Annotated in this window: 13 protein-coding genes and 1 pseudogene; 8 read left to right on the top strand and 6 right to left on the bottom strand. The window is 65.9% G+C overall.

The window, feature by feature from the left end:
- Positions 1–134: 134 nt before the first annotated feature.
- Complete coding sequence (locus tag B2X67_RS04960; RefSeq protein ID WP_090224712.1) at positions 135–653, bottom strand: Hcp family type VI secretion system effector; 519 nt, start codon at positions 651–653, stop codon at positions 135–137.
- Between the two features lie 407 nt (positions 654–1,060).
- Between B2X67_RS04960 and hexR the strand changes: the two genes are divergently transcribed.
- From hexR to B2X67_RS04945, 3 genes are all read left to right on the top strand, one after another.
- The gene (gene hexR, locus B2X67_RS04955) at positions 1,061–1,927 is read left to right on the top strand and encodes a transcriptional regulator HexR (RefSeq protein ID WP_090224714.1); all 867 of its coding nucleotides are present in this window, start codon (positions 1,061–1,063) and stop codon (positions 1,925–1,927) included.
- 146 nt (positions 1,928–2,073) lie between these two features.
- The gene (locus tag B2X67_RS04950; RefSeq protein WP_286784792.1) at positions 2,074–3,258 is read left to right on the top strand and encodes a ubiquitin-like protein; all 1,185 of its coding nucleotides are present in this window, start codon (positions 2,074–2,076) and stop codon (positions 3,256–3,258) included.
- A 76-nt stretch (positions 3,259–3,334) separates the two neighbouring features.
- On the top strand, positions 3,335–3,538 hold the full coding sequence (locus tag B2X67_RS04945; protein WP_282343653.1) for a PA3496 family putative envelope integrity protein: 204 nt from the start codon (positions 3,335–3,337) through the stop codon (positions 3,536–3,538).
- Here B2X67_RS04945 and B2X67_RS04940 read toward each other — a convergent pair.
- Entirely contained in the window at positions 3,492–4,442 is a 951-nt protein-coding gene (locus B2X67_RS04940) for a LysR family transcriptional regulator (RefSeq protein ID WP_286784791.1), read from the bottom strand. The genes B2X67_RS04945 and B2X67_RS04940 overlap by 47 nt on opposite strands.
- A gap of 207 nt (positions 4,443–4,649) precedes the next feature.
- Here B2X67_RS04940 and B2X67_RS04935 point away from each other — a divergent pair, with 207 nt between their 5' ends.
- The 4 genes from B2X67_RS04935 to B2X67_RS04920 all read left to right on the top strand — a co-directional run bounded on the left by B2X67_RS04935 (position 4,650) and on the right by B2X67_RS04920 (position 9,048).
- A complete protein-coding gene (locus B2X67_RS04935) occupies positions 4,650–6,065 on the top strand; it encodes an acetyl-CoA carboxylase biotin carboxylase subunit (protein ID WP_090224721.1) in 1,416 nt (471 codons plus the stop codon).
- A 60-nt stretch (positions 6,066–6,125) separates the two neighbouring features.
- Positions 6,126–7,934: a sodium-extruding oxaloacetate decarboxylase subunit alpha gene (oadA, locus tag B2X67_RS04930; RefSeq protein ID WP_282343656.1), complete on the top strand. Its 1,809-nt coding sequence runs from the start codon at positions 6,126–6,128 to the stop codon at positions 7,932–7,934.
- A 128-nt stretch (positions 7,935–8,062) separates the two neighbouring features.
- Positions 8,063–8,455, top strand: coding sequence for a hypothetical protein (locus B2X67_RS04925; RefSeq protein ID WP_286784790.1), 393 nt, complete (start codon positions 8,063–8,065; stop codon positions 8,453–8,455).
- A 155-nt stretch (positions 8,456–8,610) separates the two neighbouring features.
- Entirely contained in the window at positions 8,611–9,048 is a 438-nt protein-coding gene (locus B2X67_RS04920; protein WP_090224725.1) for a CBS domain-containing protein, read from the top strand.
- A gap of 55 nt (positions 9,049–9,103) precedes the next feature.
- Here the strand turns inward: B2X67_RS04920 and B2X67_RS04915 are convergent, their stop codons facing one another.
- The 4 genes from B2X67_RS04915 to B2X67_RS04900 all read right to left on the bottom strand — a co-directional run bounded on the left by B2X67_RS04915 (position 9,104) and on the right by B2X67_RS04900 (position 13,353).
- Positions 9,104–10,204, bottom strand: coding sequence for a polyamine ABC transporter substrate-binding protein (locus B2X67_RS04915; RefSeq protein ID WP_282343659.1), 1,101 nt, complete (start codon positions 10,202–10,204; stop codon positions 9,104–9,106).
- Between the two features lie 50 nt (positions 10,205–10,254).
- Positions 10,255–11,283, bottom strand: coding sequence for a histone deacetylase family protein (locus B2X67_RS04910; protein WP_286784789.1), 1,029 nt, complete (start codon positions 11,281–11,283; stop codon positions 10,255–10,257).
- Between the two features lie 141 nt (positions 11,284–11,424).
- Positions 11,425–12,435, bottom strand: coding sequence for an AraC family transcriptional regulator (locus B2X67_RS04905; protein ID WP_286784788.1), 1,011 nt, complete (start codon positions 12,433–12,435; stop codon positions 11,425–11,427).
- 66 nt (positions 12,436–12,501) lie between these two features.
- Positions 12,502–13,353, bottom strand: coding sequence for an NAD-dependent epimerase/dehydratase family protein (locus tag B2X67_RS04900; RefSeq protein ID WP_286784787.1), 852 nt, complete (start codon positions 13,351–13,353; stop codon positions 12,502–12,504).
- Positions 13,354–13,536: 183 nt separating this feature from the next.
- Between B2X67_RS04900 and B2X67_RS04895 the strand changes: the two are divergent.
- Positions 13,537–13,840 (top strand): annotated as a pseudogene (locus B2X67_RS04895) (hypothetical protein); the annotation flags it as partial.

Genomic DNA, 13,840 nt, shown 5'->3' with positions numbered 1-13,840 from the left:
CGCGGTGTTGGCCGCTGCGAACATTCCCTGTCTCCCGGTGATGCGAATGGCGCTCTGCGTGTAGGCCTCGCTGGGCGAGCGGCAGAGCGCGCCGGAAAAGGTGCCAGGGCCAGTCCATGCCCCGGCGATCGGATTCAGGCGGCGATCGGCGTGCGCCAGTCGTCGGAGCCCGAGGTGCCGGACACCTCGTGGGTCCAGACGATCTTGCGGTAGGTGAAATAGACGTCTTCGAGATGGGTGAAGTGCGACAGGTTGGGGTCCTGGCAGTTCGGCATCCGCGATTGCACGTCGACGATCACCGCGTCCTCCAGCTCGATGGTGAAGTAGTGCTCCTGAGTGCCGGTGGAGGAGGTGCGGTACCACTCCAGTCGGCACTTGCTCAGCCGCTCGCCGGAGGTCAGCGAGTTGAAGATCAGCGGCGACGATTTGTCGAAGACCTTGGTGATCATCAGCGGCTTGTGCACGCGCTGGCCGGTCGGCTGGCCGGATTGCGGGTCGCGCGGGATGATCACCTGGTGGTTGAAGGCCTGGACCAGGATCTGGTCCTCGTGGCCTTCCTGGAAGATGTTGCCCACCGAGTCCTCGGTGAAGGTGCCGGCGGTGATCAGGCCCTGCTTGGTTCCTTCGAGGGACAGATACGCGGGGGTTGGCATGAGTGCTCTCCTTGCTGTCATGGACCGGTTGGCCCGGGAGCACCTGCTCTAACGAAAAACGTGCCAGGCGAGGAAATCTCTAGCCTTATCAGGCGCTTGTGGACTCGTGCGGCGAAACAGCGGTTTTGTCGATGGCAAAGCCCGCTCCAGCTGCGCAAAGCTCTGCCGAATCCCCGGCAGTGCGTTGCGCAATTGCCGGATACACGCGGCCCACGGCGCCTGGCGGGTTCGGCAGAGCGCTGGGAGCACCACGCCTGCGCAAGAAGCTGCACAGGAGCCGAGAGCGCCCCATGGAGGCGTACTACACAGATGGAAGCCGCACCGCGACTGGGCGCGAAGACTTTTCATGTAGTATAACTACAAGAACACTACAGCCCCGACCACCCGATCCCGAACGAGTCCTGCCTGTGAACCTGTTGCAGCACATCGCCCAATCCCGCCATCTCCTGCGTAAATCGGAACTCAAGGTCGCCGACCACGTGCTGCTCGATCCCGCCGCGGTGATGCACAGTTCCATGGCCGATCTCGCCCACGACGTCGGCATCAGCGAACCGACCATCGTGCGCTTCTGCCGCGCCATCGGCTGCAACGGTTTCCAGGACCTCAAGCTGAAGCTGGCGCAAAGCCTGGCCGCCGGCGCCAGCTTCGGCCAGTTCGCGATCCACGAGGACGACTCGGTCACCGACTTCAGCCTGAAGATCTTCGACACCACGCTGCACACGCTGATGGAAGTGCGCGAGCACCTCGATCCGCAGGCGCTGCAGCGCGCCATCTCCGCCTGTGCGCAGGCGCAGCGCGTGGAGTTCTACGGTTTCGGCGCATCCGGTGCGGTGGCCGCCGATGCCCAGCACAAGTTCTTCCGCCTGCTGCTCACTGCTGCCGCCTATTCCGACCCGCACATGCAGGCAATGTCGGCGGTGACGCTCAAGCCCACCGACGTAGCGGTGTGCATCTCGCAGTCCGGGCGCTCCAAGGACCTGCTGATCACCGCCAACGTGGTTCGCGAGAGTGGTGCCACGCTGATCACTCTGTGCCCGAGCCAGACGCCGCTGGCCGACCTGGCGACCGTCAACCTGGCCATCGACGTGCAGGAAGACACCGAGATCTACACCCCACTGACCTCGCGCATCGCCCACCTGGTGGTGATCGACGTGCTCGCCATGGGCGTGGCGATGGCGCGCGGCCCGGCGCTGGTGAACCATCTGAAGAGCGTGAAGCGCAGCCTGAGAAGTCTGCGCCTGTCGCCGAAGACGACAAAGCAGCAGGGCGAATAGTCAGGCACCTTTGTTCTGGTTCCAGTGGTATCACTTTGCTACTGTTCACGGCTTCCTGACCCCGCCTCTCCGGATGTTGCCCCATGCCTCACGTTCTCAAACGTTCTCTCTCCCTGCGCGCCCTGCTGATGGTGCTGGTGTGCGGCATGGCCACGCCCGCGTTCGCCATGCAGGTTTTCGTCAAGACCCTGACCGGCAAGACCATCGCGCTGGAGGTCGAGCCCAATGACACCATCGAGAACATCAAGGAGAAGATCCAGGAAAAGGAGGGCGGCGCGCCGGAACAGCAGAGGCTGATCTTCGCCGGAAAGCAGCTCGAGGACGGGCGCACGCTTGCGGATTACAACATCCAGAAGGAATCGACGCTGCATCTCGTGCAGGTGCAGGTCCAGGTGCAACCGAGCGGGCTCGATGGACTGCGCCGGCAGGCCAGCGGAGTCTCCAGCCTGGCGATTGATTCGGCTGTCCTGGTACTGAGTGGAAACCACGGTCATCCGCTGGATATGCGCGTAGCCCCGGGCAAGCAGAACTGCGCCTGGCTGGCCGGAGACTGGGGTGGCGATGACCTGAGCGGCACCGGCGACACCAGCGGCGCCGCGGAGGTGGGTGGATGCCAGCGCCTGACCGAGAGCGGTGCCCAGTTGGGTCTCGCGGTCGGCAAGACCCGCGCGCAGGACGGCCATGCGGGCCCCGGCTCCGTGAAGCAGCGCGGCGAGTATCTGCTGCTGGAATTCATCGCGCCGGTGATGACCGTGTCACCGAATCTGTGGTCGACGCTGACGGCGTACTACAACCATGGCGAGGCCGATACCCGGCGCGAGTACTCGACCCTCCTCGGCGCCGAGACGTCCAGCGCCGACCCCAGGGTCGATACCTGGGCGTTGCGCGCGCGCCTGGACTGGGAGCGTTTGTGGCAGCCGATGGGAGTGGAACTGTCGCCCTATGCGGACCTGAACTACGTGCAGGCGCGGGTTTCTTCGTATGACGAGAAGGGCGGTAGCCAGGCGATGTCGCTGGCCACGCGCGAGCAGACCGTCTCGGAAATGCGCCTGGGCCTGAACGCCCGGTATCCGCTGGCCGACCATCTCGAGTTGCTGGCAGGCTTCGAAGGTGTTCGTCGGGTGCAGGATGACGCCGATGACATCGACGCCTACTGGGGAGCGCAGCGTTTCAGCTTGCAACAGGCTTCGGACGACCGCGCCTGGGTGCGTGCCCAGCTCGGCGCCGCCTGGCGGATGCAGGAGAACCGGGTAGCGCTGCTGTTCAACGCCACCAGTGAAGGCCAGCAGCCCGCACGTTGGATGGCGATGAGCTGGACGGGCTCCTTCTGAAGCACTGACGCTGTCGCCAAACCGTCATTTACACACAGGATACTGGTGCTCCACACGTCCAAGGGGAGTACCAGCAATGCTCAGTCAGCCCTCCACCCTCGACAGCAAGAACCGCCGCAAGCAGCTCGACCAGCGGCGCATGGAATTCCGCCGTGCCATCGAGGCCTATTCCGAGCAGCGCCTGCTGCAGCAGGAGCTCGATGCCTACCCCGACCTGATCGCCCTCAACGCCCTCAGCGGTTCGCTGGCCGACCGCCGAAGCGCGCCGCCAGCGCACTGATCCTCGCCCGTTCGCCGCGGACGAAGGCGAAGAAGGTCTGCGCCACCGGCGACAGGTACTTGCCGCGCGGATGCACCAGGCACCAGCTGTGCATCAGCGGCAGTTCGCGCACCGGCAGCTCGCGCAGCAGGCCGCCTTCCAGCTCGCGGCGCACCGCGTGGCGGGGCAGCAGCGCCAGGCCGAGCCCGGCGATCACCGCTTCACGTTGCGCCTCGGTGGAGCTCAGCTCCAGGATCTGGGCGAAGTGCGCGCGCTTCTGGTGGAAGTAGTCCTCGCAGGCCTGGCGCGTGCCCGAGCCGGTTTCGCGGATCAACAGCGGCCAGGGCGTCAGGTCCTGCAGCGTCAGCGAGGCCTCGGCGCACAGCGGATGCCCGGCCGGAGCCACGGCGACAATCGGGTTGTCGAGGAACGGCAGGAATTCCAGGGAGCCGTCCTGCGGCACCTGGGACATGATCAGCAGGTCGTCGCGATTGGCCGACAGCCGTCGCACCGCTTGGGCATGGTTGATCACCACCAGTTGCAGACTGACTTCCGGATGGTTCTCGCGGAACGCCGCGAACAGGTGCGGCACGAAGTATTTCGCCGAGGATTCCACCGCCAGTTTTAGCTGGCCCTGCAGCGAGCCTTGCAGGTCGGACAGTTGCATGTCGAGGCTTTCCAGGCGCCCGAAGATGTCCAGGCTGGCGCGCTTGAGCGCTTCCGCGGCATCGGTGAGGTAGAGCTTCTTGCTCACGTAGTCGAACAGCGGCTGGCCGATCAGCTCTTCCAACTGACGAATCTGCAGGCTCACCGCCGGCTGGCTCAGCGACATTTCCTCCGCGGCGCGGCTGTAGGAGCGCGTGTCGCACACCGCGTTGAATACCTGGAGTTGACGCAACGTCATGCGCATCAAGGACTTACGCATCTATTCCGACCTCTTTCGCGGCGCGCTGGGGATTACTGTTCTCTCCGATGAGCAGAAAGATAAGTCATTCCTAATAGCTGACCCAACAATTATTGATTTTTGCTGATCGGTGATCCGGCGTAGTGTTGCCGCAAGACCGCTACATGAAGTCCGGTCGCACGCCGCCCACACGCTGGGCATCTGTTCACTGGGTCGAGGAAGACACGCGTGATCAAGAAAATCCTGATCGCCAACCGCGGAGAGATTGCCGTCCGTATCGTGCGCGCCTGCGCCGAGATGGGCATCCGTTCGGTGGCCGTCTACTCCGAAGCCGACCGCATGGCGTTGCACGTCAAGCGCGCGGACGAGGCGCATTTCATCGGCGATGATCCGCTGGCCGGCTATCTGAACCCGCGCAAGCTGGTCAACCTGGCGGTGGAAACCGGCTGCGATGCGCTGCATCCCGGCTACGGCTTTCTCTCGGAGAACGCCGAGCTGGCGGAAATCTGCGTAGAGCGGGGCATTCGCTTCATCGGTCCGTCGGCCTCGGTGATCCGCCGCATGGGCGACAAAACGGAAGCGCGGCGCAGCATGATCAAGGCCGGCGTGCCGGTCACGCCGGGCACCGAGGGCAATGTCGCCGACCTCGCCGAAGCACTGCGCGAAGGCGAGCGCATCGGTTATCCGGTGATGCTCAAGGCCACGTCCGGCGGCGGCGGACGCGGCATCCGCCGTTGCAACTCGCGCGAGGAGCTGGAGCAGAACTTCCCGCGGGTGATTTCGGAGGCGACCAAGGCGTTCGGCTCGGCCGAGGTGTTCCTCGAGAAGTGCATCGTCGAGCCGAAGCACATCGAGGCGCAGATCCTCGCCGACTCCTTCGGCAACACCGTGCACCTGTTCGAGCGCGACTGCTCGATCCAGCGGCGCAACCAGAAGCTCATCGAGATCGCCCCGAGCCCGCAGCTCACCCCCGAGCAGCGCGCCTACATCGGCGACCTGGCGGTGCGCGCGGCCAAGGCGGTGGGCTACGAGAACGCCGGCACCGTGGAATTCCTGCTCGCCGACGGCGAGGTGTACTTCATGGAGATGAACACCCGGGTGCAGGTGGAGCACACCATCACCGAGGAAATCACCGGCATCGACATCGTCCGCGAGCAGATCCGCATCGCTTCCGGGCTGCAACTGTCGGTGAAGCAGGAAGACATCCAGTACCGCGGCTTCGCCCTGCAGTTCCGCATCAACGCCGAGGAGCCGCGCAACAACTTCCTGCCCAGCTTCGGCAAGATCACCCGCTACTACGCGCCCGGCGGCCCCGGCGTGCGTACCGATACGGCGATCTACACCGGCTACACCATCCCGCCGTACTACGACTCCATGTGCCTGAAGCTGATCGTCTGGGCGCTGACCTGGGAGGAGGCGCTGGCGCGCGGTTCGCGGGCGCTGGACGACATGCGCCTGCAGGGGGTCAAGACCACCGCCACCTACTACCAGCAGATTCTCGAAGACCCGGAATTCCGCAGCGGCCAGTTCAACACCAGCTTCGTCGACAACCATCCGGAGCTGCTGAACTACTCGATCAAGCGCAAGCCGGGCGAGCTGGCCCTGGCCATCGCCGCCGCCATCGCCGCCCACGCCGGGCTTTAACGAATCGTGCCCGGCCTGGGCCGGGTCGCCGCGGATCAGCGGCCAGAGGGAGAATTAGAGATGAGCAAGAAGATCACGGTCACCGATACCATCCTGCGCGACGCCCATCAGTCGCTGCTCGCCACGCGCATGCGCACCGAAGACATGCTGCCGATCTGCGAGAAGCTCGACCGCGTCGGTTACTGGTCGCTGGAAGTCTGGGGCGGCGCCACCTTCGACGCCTGCGTGCGCTTCCTCAAGGAAGACCCGTGGGAGCGCCTGCGCCAGCTGCGCGAGGCGCTGCCCAACACGCGCCTGCAGATGCTCCTGCGCGGGCAGAACCTGCTCGGCTATCGCCACTACAGCGACGATGTGGTCGAGGCGTTCGTCGCCAAGGCCGCCGCCCGTGGCATCGACGTGTTCCGCGTGTTCGACGCGATGAACGACGTGCGCAACCTGGAAACCGCGATCCGCGCGGTGAAGAAATCCGGTAAGCACGCCCAGGGCACCCTCTGCTACACCACCAGCCCGGTGCACACGGTCGACGCCTTCGTCGCCCAGGCCAAGGCCATGGAGGCGATGGGCGTGGACTCCATCGCGATCAAGGACATGGCCGGCCTCCTGACGCCGTTCGCCACCGGCGACCTGGTCAAGGCGCTCAAGGACGCCTCTCCGCTGCCGGTGTTCATCCATTCCCACGACACCGCCGGCGTCGCCAGCATGTGCCAGCTCAAGGCCATCGAGAGCGGCGCTGACCACATCGACACCGCCATCTCCAGCATGGCCTGGGGCACCAGCCATCCGGGCACCGAATCGATGGTCGCCGCGCTGCGCGGCAGCCCCTACGACACCGGCCTCGACCTGGCGCTGATCCAGGAGATCGGTGTGTACTTCTACGCGATCCGCAAGAAGTACCACCAGTTCGAGAGCGAATTCACCGGCGTCGACACCCGTGTGCAGGTCAACCAGGTGCCCGGCGGGATGATTTCCAACCTCGCCAACCAGCTCAAGGAGCAGGGCGCGTTGAACCGCATCAACGAAGTCTTCGAGGAGATCCCGAAGGTGCGCAAGGACCTCGGCTACCCGCCGCTGGTGACGCCCACCTCGCAGATCGTCGGCACCCAGGCGGTGTTCAACGTGCTTGCCGGCGAGCGCTACAAGACCATCACCAACGAGGTGAAACTGTACCTGCAGGGTCGCTATGGCAAGGCGCCGGGCGTGGTCGACGATAAGCTGCGGCACCTGGCGATTGGCAACGAAGAGGTCATTGACGTGCGTCCAGCCGACCTGATTGGGCCGGAGCTGGACAAGCTGCGCAAGGAAATCGGTGCGCTGGCCAAGAGCGAAGAGGACGTGCTGACCTACGCGATGTTCCCCGACATCGGCCGCAAGTTCCTCGAGGAACGCGAAGCCGGCAACCTGGTTCCCGAAGCGCTGCTGCCGATTCCGGAAGCCGGCGGCGTGGCACCGGTGAGCGGCAAGGGCGTGCCCACCGAGTTCGTTATCGACGTGCACGGCGAGAGCTACCGCGTCGACATCACCGGGGTCGGCGTCAAGGGCAGCGGCAAGCGGCACTTCTACCTGTCCATCGACGGCATGCCCGAAGAAGTGGTGTTCGAGGCGCTTAACGACTACGTCGCCGGCGCCGACGGCGGCCGCAAGCAGGCCAGCGCCCCGGGCGACGTGAGCACCAGCATGCCGGGCAACATCGTCGACGTGCTGGTCAAGGAAGGCGACACGGTCAAGGCCGGCCAGGCCGTGCTGATCACCGAGGCGATGAAGATGGAAACCGAGGTGCAGGCGCCCATCGCCGGTACCGTCAAGGCGGTGCACGTGGTCAAAGGCGACCGCGTCAATCCGGGCGAAGTGCTGGTGGAAATCGAAGGCTGACAACTGCCGGGGACGAAAAGGGAGCCTTTTTGGTTCCCTTTTTCTTGTGCGCCGGAATGCCATCGGTATACTCCGCGCCCGCCGGGCTGGACCCCGGCGTTTCCCTTCCCACAAAAGGAATTGTCCGCATGTCCTTCCTGCGCATCGCCCTGTTGCTCTGCCTCGCCCTTCTCACCGGCGCCTGCTCCACCAAGGCCTGGTTCAAGTTGCCCGAGCAGAGCACCCTCGCCATCAACGAGCGTCCCCAGCAGTACCACCAGGGTCTGATCAAGGTTCGGCCGTTCTTCTGGAACCGCGCCGGCGGCGTGCCCTACACGCTGACCAGCGCCACCGGTTCGACCGAGCGCGGCCGTCTGCGAGCGCGCTTCCGCCCGGCTTCGATCTTCTGGCCGCCCTTCGCGATCATCTACTGGCCGATGGGCTTCGGGCAGCGTTGCTACGACATGACCGGCGCCACGCCGAGCCTCTGCAGTCCCGACGATCTGAAGGCGCTGAAGAAGGCCTACCGCGCGGCGCGCTGAGCCGCCGACGCGGCTGACCTCCTGGGTTTGGAGCGCGTACGCGAATTTTCTCAATCGCGTCGATGCGTTATGTCGCTTTGAACTGGCGCGCTGGCTACGGAATGCTATGACCAATACAGCCAGCCGCCGGCGTGGGCGAGAACAGGGAGAATCCAATGAAAAGCGTTGCGCAAATTCTCAAGGGCAAACAGATCCAGAGCATCCACACCATCGCGCCCGAGGACACCGTGCTCGACGCGCTCCGGCAGATGGCGGAGAAGAATGTCGGCGCGCTGCCGGTCACCGATGTCGACGGCCGCCTCGTGGGCATCGTCAGCGAGCGCGATTACGCGCGCAAGGTGGTGCTGCAGGGGCGCTCCTCGATCGGCACGCCGGTCAGCGCGATCATGACCTCGGCGGTGATTACCGTCGATCCGCGCCAGGACATCAAGGAATGCATGCAGCTGATGACCGAGCGCCACCTGCGCCACCTGCCGGTGATCGAGGAGGGGCGGTTGATCGGCCTGCTGTCGATCGGCGACCTGGTGAAGGAGATCAACGCCGAGCAGGAAAGCCTGATCCAGCACCTCGAGGGATATATCCGCGGCGAGTGAACGGCGTCGGAATAAAAAACCGGCCAGTGGCCGGTTTTTCATGTGTCGAGAACGATCAGGTCCCGGACTTGATCTTGGTCCAGGCGCGGGTGCGCTCGCGTTCGGCCTTCGCCGGCAGCGGGCTGACCGTGTAAAGCGTCTTCTGCGCGTCGGCGGTGGGCGTCAAACCGACGTTCTCGCTGATTTCCTTGCTCACCAGCGGCATCGAGTCGGCGTTCGGGTTCGGGTAGCCGAGGAAATCGCTGATCGGCGCGATCACCTTCGGATCGAGCAGGTTGTTGAGGAAGGCGTGGGCTTCCTCGACGTTCTTCGCGCTCTTCGGAATGGCGAAGGTATCGAACCAGATTGGCGCGCCTTCCTTCGGCAGGCGCCAGTCGACCACCACGCCGTTGCCGGCTTCCTTGGCCCGGTTGCCGAACTGGTAGAAGCTTCCCGAGTAGCCCACCGCGACGCAGATGTCGCCGTTGGCGATGTCGGTCATGTACTTCGCCGAGTGGAAATAAGTGACGTAGGGACGGACCTTGAGCATCAGCTCGGTGGCCTTCTTGTAGTCATCCGGGTTGGTGCTGTTGGGGTCCAGGCCCAGGTAGTGCAGGGCGATCGGCAGGATTTCGGTCGGCGAGTCGAGCATCGCCACGCCGCAGGCCTTGAGCTTCTCCATGTTCTCCGGCTTGAACACCAGGTCCCAGCTGTCCACCGGCGCGTCGTCGCCCAATGCGGCCTTGACCTTGGCCGGGTTGAAGCCGATCAGCACGGTGCCGTACATGTAGGGCACGCCGTACTGGTTGCCCGGGTCATTGGAGTCGAGCAGCTTGAGCAGTGCCGGGTCCAGGTGCTTCCAGTTCGGCAGCTTGCTCTTGTCGAGTTTCTGGAACACGCCGGCCTTGATCTGGGTTTCGAGGAACTGGTTGGACGGCACCACTAGGTCATAGCCGGAATTGCCCGTGAGCAGCTTGGCTTCGAGTGCCTCGTTGGTATCGAAGGTGTCCCAGATCAGCTTGATGCCGCTGCCCTGCTGGAAGTCCTTAAGGGTCTGCGGAAGGATGTAGTCCGCCCAGTTGTAGACGCGCAGTTCACGTTCGGCGGCGTGTGCCGCGCCGGCCAGCAGGGTCGCAGCGCAGATCGCGCTGCCGAGCAGGCGATGGATCTTCTTCATGTTCTTCCCCCTAATGAAATGAACTCCCAACATCGAATCGCCGCCTGTGGTCAGGCGCCTTCGAAACCTTCCAGCACATTCACCGCATTGATGCCGATTTCCTCCACCGCGTAGCCGCCCTCCATGACGAACAGGGTCGGCTTGCCGAGACGCGCGATGCGTTCGCCCATGCGCAGGTAGTCCGGGCTGTCCAGCTTGAACTGCGAGATGGGGTCTTCCTTGAAGGTGTCCACGCCCAGCGACACCAGCACCACCTCGGCGCCGTAGGCGGCGATCCGCTCGCAGGCGCTGTCCAGCGCCGCGCCCCAGGCGGCCCAGGCGCTGCCAGCGGGCAGCGGCAGGTTCAGGTTGAAGCCCTCGCCAGCGCCTTCGCCGGTTTCATCGGCATAGCCGAGGAAGAACGGGAACTCGAAGCGCGGATCGCCATGGATCGAGGTGAACAGCACGTCGTCGCGCCCATAGAAGATCGACTGGGTGCCGTTGCCGTGGTGATAGTCAACGTCGAGGATGGCGACGCGCTTGCAGCCGGCGTCGAGGAAGGCCTGGGCGGCGATGGCGATGTTGTTCAGGTAGCAGTAGCCGCCCATCAGGTCGGCCGCGGCATGGTGGCCCGGCGGACGGCAAAGGGCGAAGGCGCTGCGGGCGCCGCCGGCCAGGTGCTGGTGCCCGCTGAGGGCGACCTGCGCGGCGCTCCAGGCGGCCTGCCAGGTGCCGGCGGTGATCGGTGCGCCACCGTCGAAGCTGTAGTAGCCGAGCTGGCCGTGCAGGTTGTCCGGTATCACCCCGCGCAGGGTGCGCGCCGGCCAGGTGAAGGGCATCAGGTCGCCCGGTCGGCCCATCGCCGCCCAGCGTGCCCAGGCGCCCTCGAAGAATTCCAGGTAGGCGCGGTCGTGGATGCGTTCGATCGGCGCGCGGCCGAAGTCGGTGGGCGCGATGACCTCGCCGAGGTTCTGCTGGCGCACGCGCTGCAGCACGTGGTCGGCGCGCGAGGGCATTTCGAAGCACGGCTTCAACTCGCCGTCGATCAGTTCGCAGCGGCCGTGGTGCAGGCGGTGGTCGTCGCTATAGACGGTCAGCATGGTGTCGTTCTCCTGGCGATGGCTGCGTTCCAGTGTCCGGTGATTGGGCGCGCGAGGAAACGTGCGGAGCGGCCAAAAAGGGATCGATGTGGCCACAGGATGGGGCCGCGGCTGCCCTCTCCCGGTGCGCGGCGGTGCTGGTCAGCCGGCCGCCGCGGGATGCCGGAAGCGGCTCGGCGTGGTTCCGCTCCAGCGCTGGAAGGCATGCCGGAAGCTCGCCGTCTCGCTGTAGCCCATGGCTTCGGCGATGCGGTGGATCGGCAGGCGCTCCTGTTCCAGCAGCTGTCGCGCATGTTCGTAGCGCAGCTCGTCGAGCAGCGCCTGGTAGCAGGTGCCGGCGTCCTGCAGGTGGCGGCGCAGGCTGCGCGGCGAGCAGTGCAGCTGACGCGCCAGTTCCTCCAGGCCGGGCGCCCGCGGCAGGGCGCCGGCGAGCACCTGGCGGGCGCGGCTGATCAGTGCCTGGCGGCAGGCGAACTCGCGGTTGAGCTGGCGGCTGCGTTCGAGCATGTCGCGGTGGGTGACCGCGTCGGCCAATGGCAGGCGACGATCGAGCCAGTGGCGGGAGAAGCCGAAGGCGTTGCGCGTGTCGTCGAAGCGCACCGGGCAGGGGAAGTTGCGCGCGTACAGCGCGTGATAGGCGGGCGAGGCGTGCTGGAAACACGCGCCGAGCAACGGCAGCGGCTGGCCGAGGAGGTCATCGCAGATCAGCTTCAGCGAGGCCAGGCAGAACTCGACGTTGAACACCTCGAGCTCGGGCAGCTCGCGGTAGCCGCCGGCCTCCATCCAGACCACGCCGTCTTCGTTGCGCAGGCGCAGCTCGAACAGCGTGCCGAGCAGCGCCGGGTAGCCGAGCGCCAGCTCCAGGGCGTCACCCAGGGTGGCGGCGGACAGCAGGGTGTAACCGAGCAACCCGTAGGACGACACGTGCATGCGCCGGCCCATCTCCAAGCCGAGGTCGCAGCGCTGCGCGACGGCGTTGAGGAACACGCGGCGCTCCTGGGCGATGGCGATGCGCAGATCGGTGCGTTGCAGGTCCTGCAGGCGTATGCCGCTGCCAGCGAGCAGCGTTTCCGGGCTCATCGCGCCGTCCTGGCAGAGGATGTCGAGGGCCAGGGAGACCGCGTGCAGGGTGGTCAGGTGCGAATGCAGCATGGCGGCGACCGGCAGAGGAAGGTGCTTGCCTCGCAGCAAGATGCATGCCTCGCGGCCGCCGCCGGCTCAGTCGAGCATCGCCGCGTAGCCTTCGCGGTAACTCGGATAGGCCGGACGCCAACCCAGCGCCAGCGCGCGGGCGTTGCTGCAGCGCTTGCTGCCGGCGCGCCGCGACAGCGGTTGGTCCGGCACGTCGCTGACCCGAAGGCGTTCGCGCAGCCAGTCGATCACCTCGTGCAACGGCGCCGGCGTGTCGTCCACGCCGAGGTAGCAGTCGTCCAGCGGCTGACCGGCGGCGCCCGCCTGCAGCAGGGCCGCCAGCAGGCTGGCGGCGTCGTCGCGGTGGATGCGGTTGGCGTACAGCGGCGGTTCGCGGCTCGCCCGATAGCCCTGCTGGGCCTGCTCGATCAGCCAGCGACTGCCCGGTCCGTAAAGACCGGCCATGCGCACCACGCTGGTCGGGTGGCCGCTGGCGAGCGCCAGCCGCTCGGCTTCCAGCATGATCCGGCCGGTGTAGCCGGTCGGCAGGGTAGGCGAGCGCTCGTCCACCCATTCGCCGTCATGTTGGGCATAGACCCCGGTACTGGAAACGAACAGCAGGCGTCGCGGCCGCTGGTTGCGCTGCCGCAGCCAGCCGAGCAGATGGCGCATGCCGTCGACGTAGGCGGCGCGGTAGCCGGCCTCGTCATGCTGGCTGGCCGCGGCGGCGTACACCACGTAGTCGGGGGCGGCGTCCGGCCACTGCGCGGGCACGTCTGGCGCGGCCAGATCACCCTCGACTGGAAGCACCGCCGCGGGCAGTGCGGCGACGTTTCGTCGCAGGCCGTGGACGAGCCAGCCGGCGGCGGTCAGCCGCTCGCCGAGACGGCAGCCGATATCCCCGCATCCGGCGATCAGCAGCGAAGGGTGTTCGGACATCGGCGTGCTCCGCAAAAAAGAGCAGCATAGCGGCTGCATCGCCGCTTTCCGAGCCGGGCGACCGTAAGGCCGCGAAGCATTTCAGTTTACAAACAAGAATTAATTGCAATAATGGCAGGCCTTCCGGTCCGGCGTGCAAAACGCCCGGTAATCGCCTTTGTCTTCTTCTCAGGTCAGGCCCGCATGAAATCCACACTCTCCAGCGCCCAGCCGTTGTCTCGCATTCTCGGCGCCCTGTTGTTCAGCCTGCTGCTGACGCCGGTTGCCGGTTTCGCCCAGCAGAGCGAAGGCACCACCAACGCCCCCGCGGCTGCTCCGGCTCAGAACGCCGCTTCGGCGGGCGACGCGTCGCAGCAGCCGGCCGTCGACGCCAGCGCGCAGCCCGCGCCGCAGGGTGACGCCGCGGCGCCGCCGAGCGATGCCGACGCCGAGGCACTGGCCGCTGCCGAGACGGAAAACGGCCTGCCGCACGACCTGTCTCCCTGGG

This window comes from Pseudomonas sp. UBA3153, assembly GCF_002364635.1.
Taxonomy (GTDB): Bacteria; Pseudomonadota; Gammaproteobacteria; order Pseudomonadales; family Pseudomonadaceae; genus Pseudomonas_O; species Pseudomonas_O kuykendallii.
The sequence above is the reverse complement of the archived record's forward strand: the minus strand, read 5'-3'. Positions and strand labels throughout refer to the sequence as shown.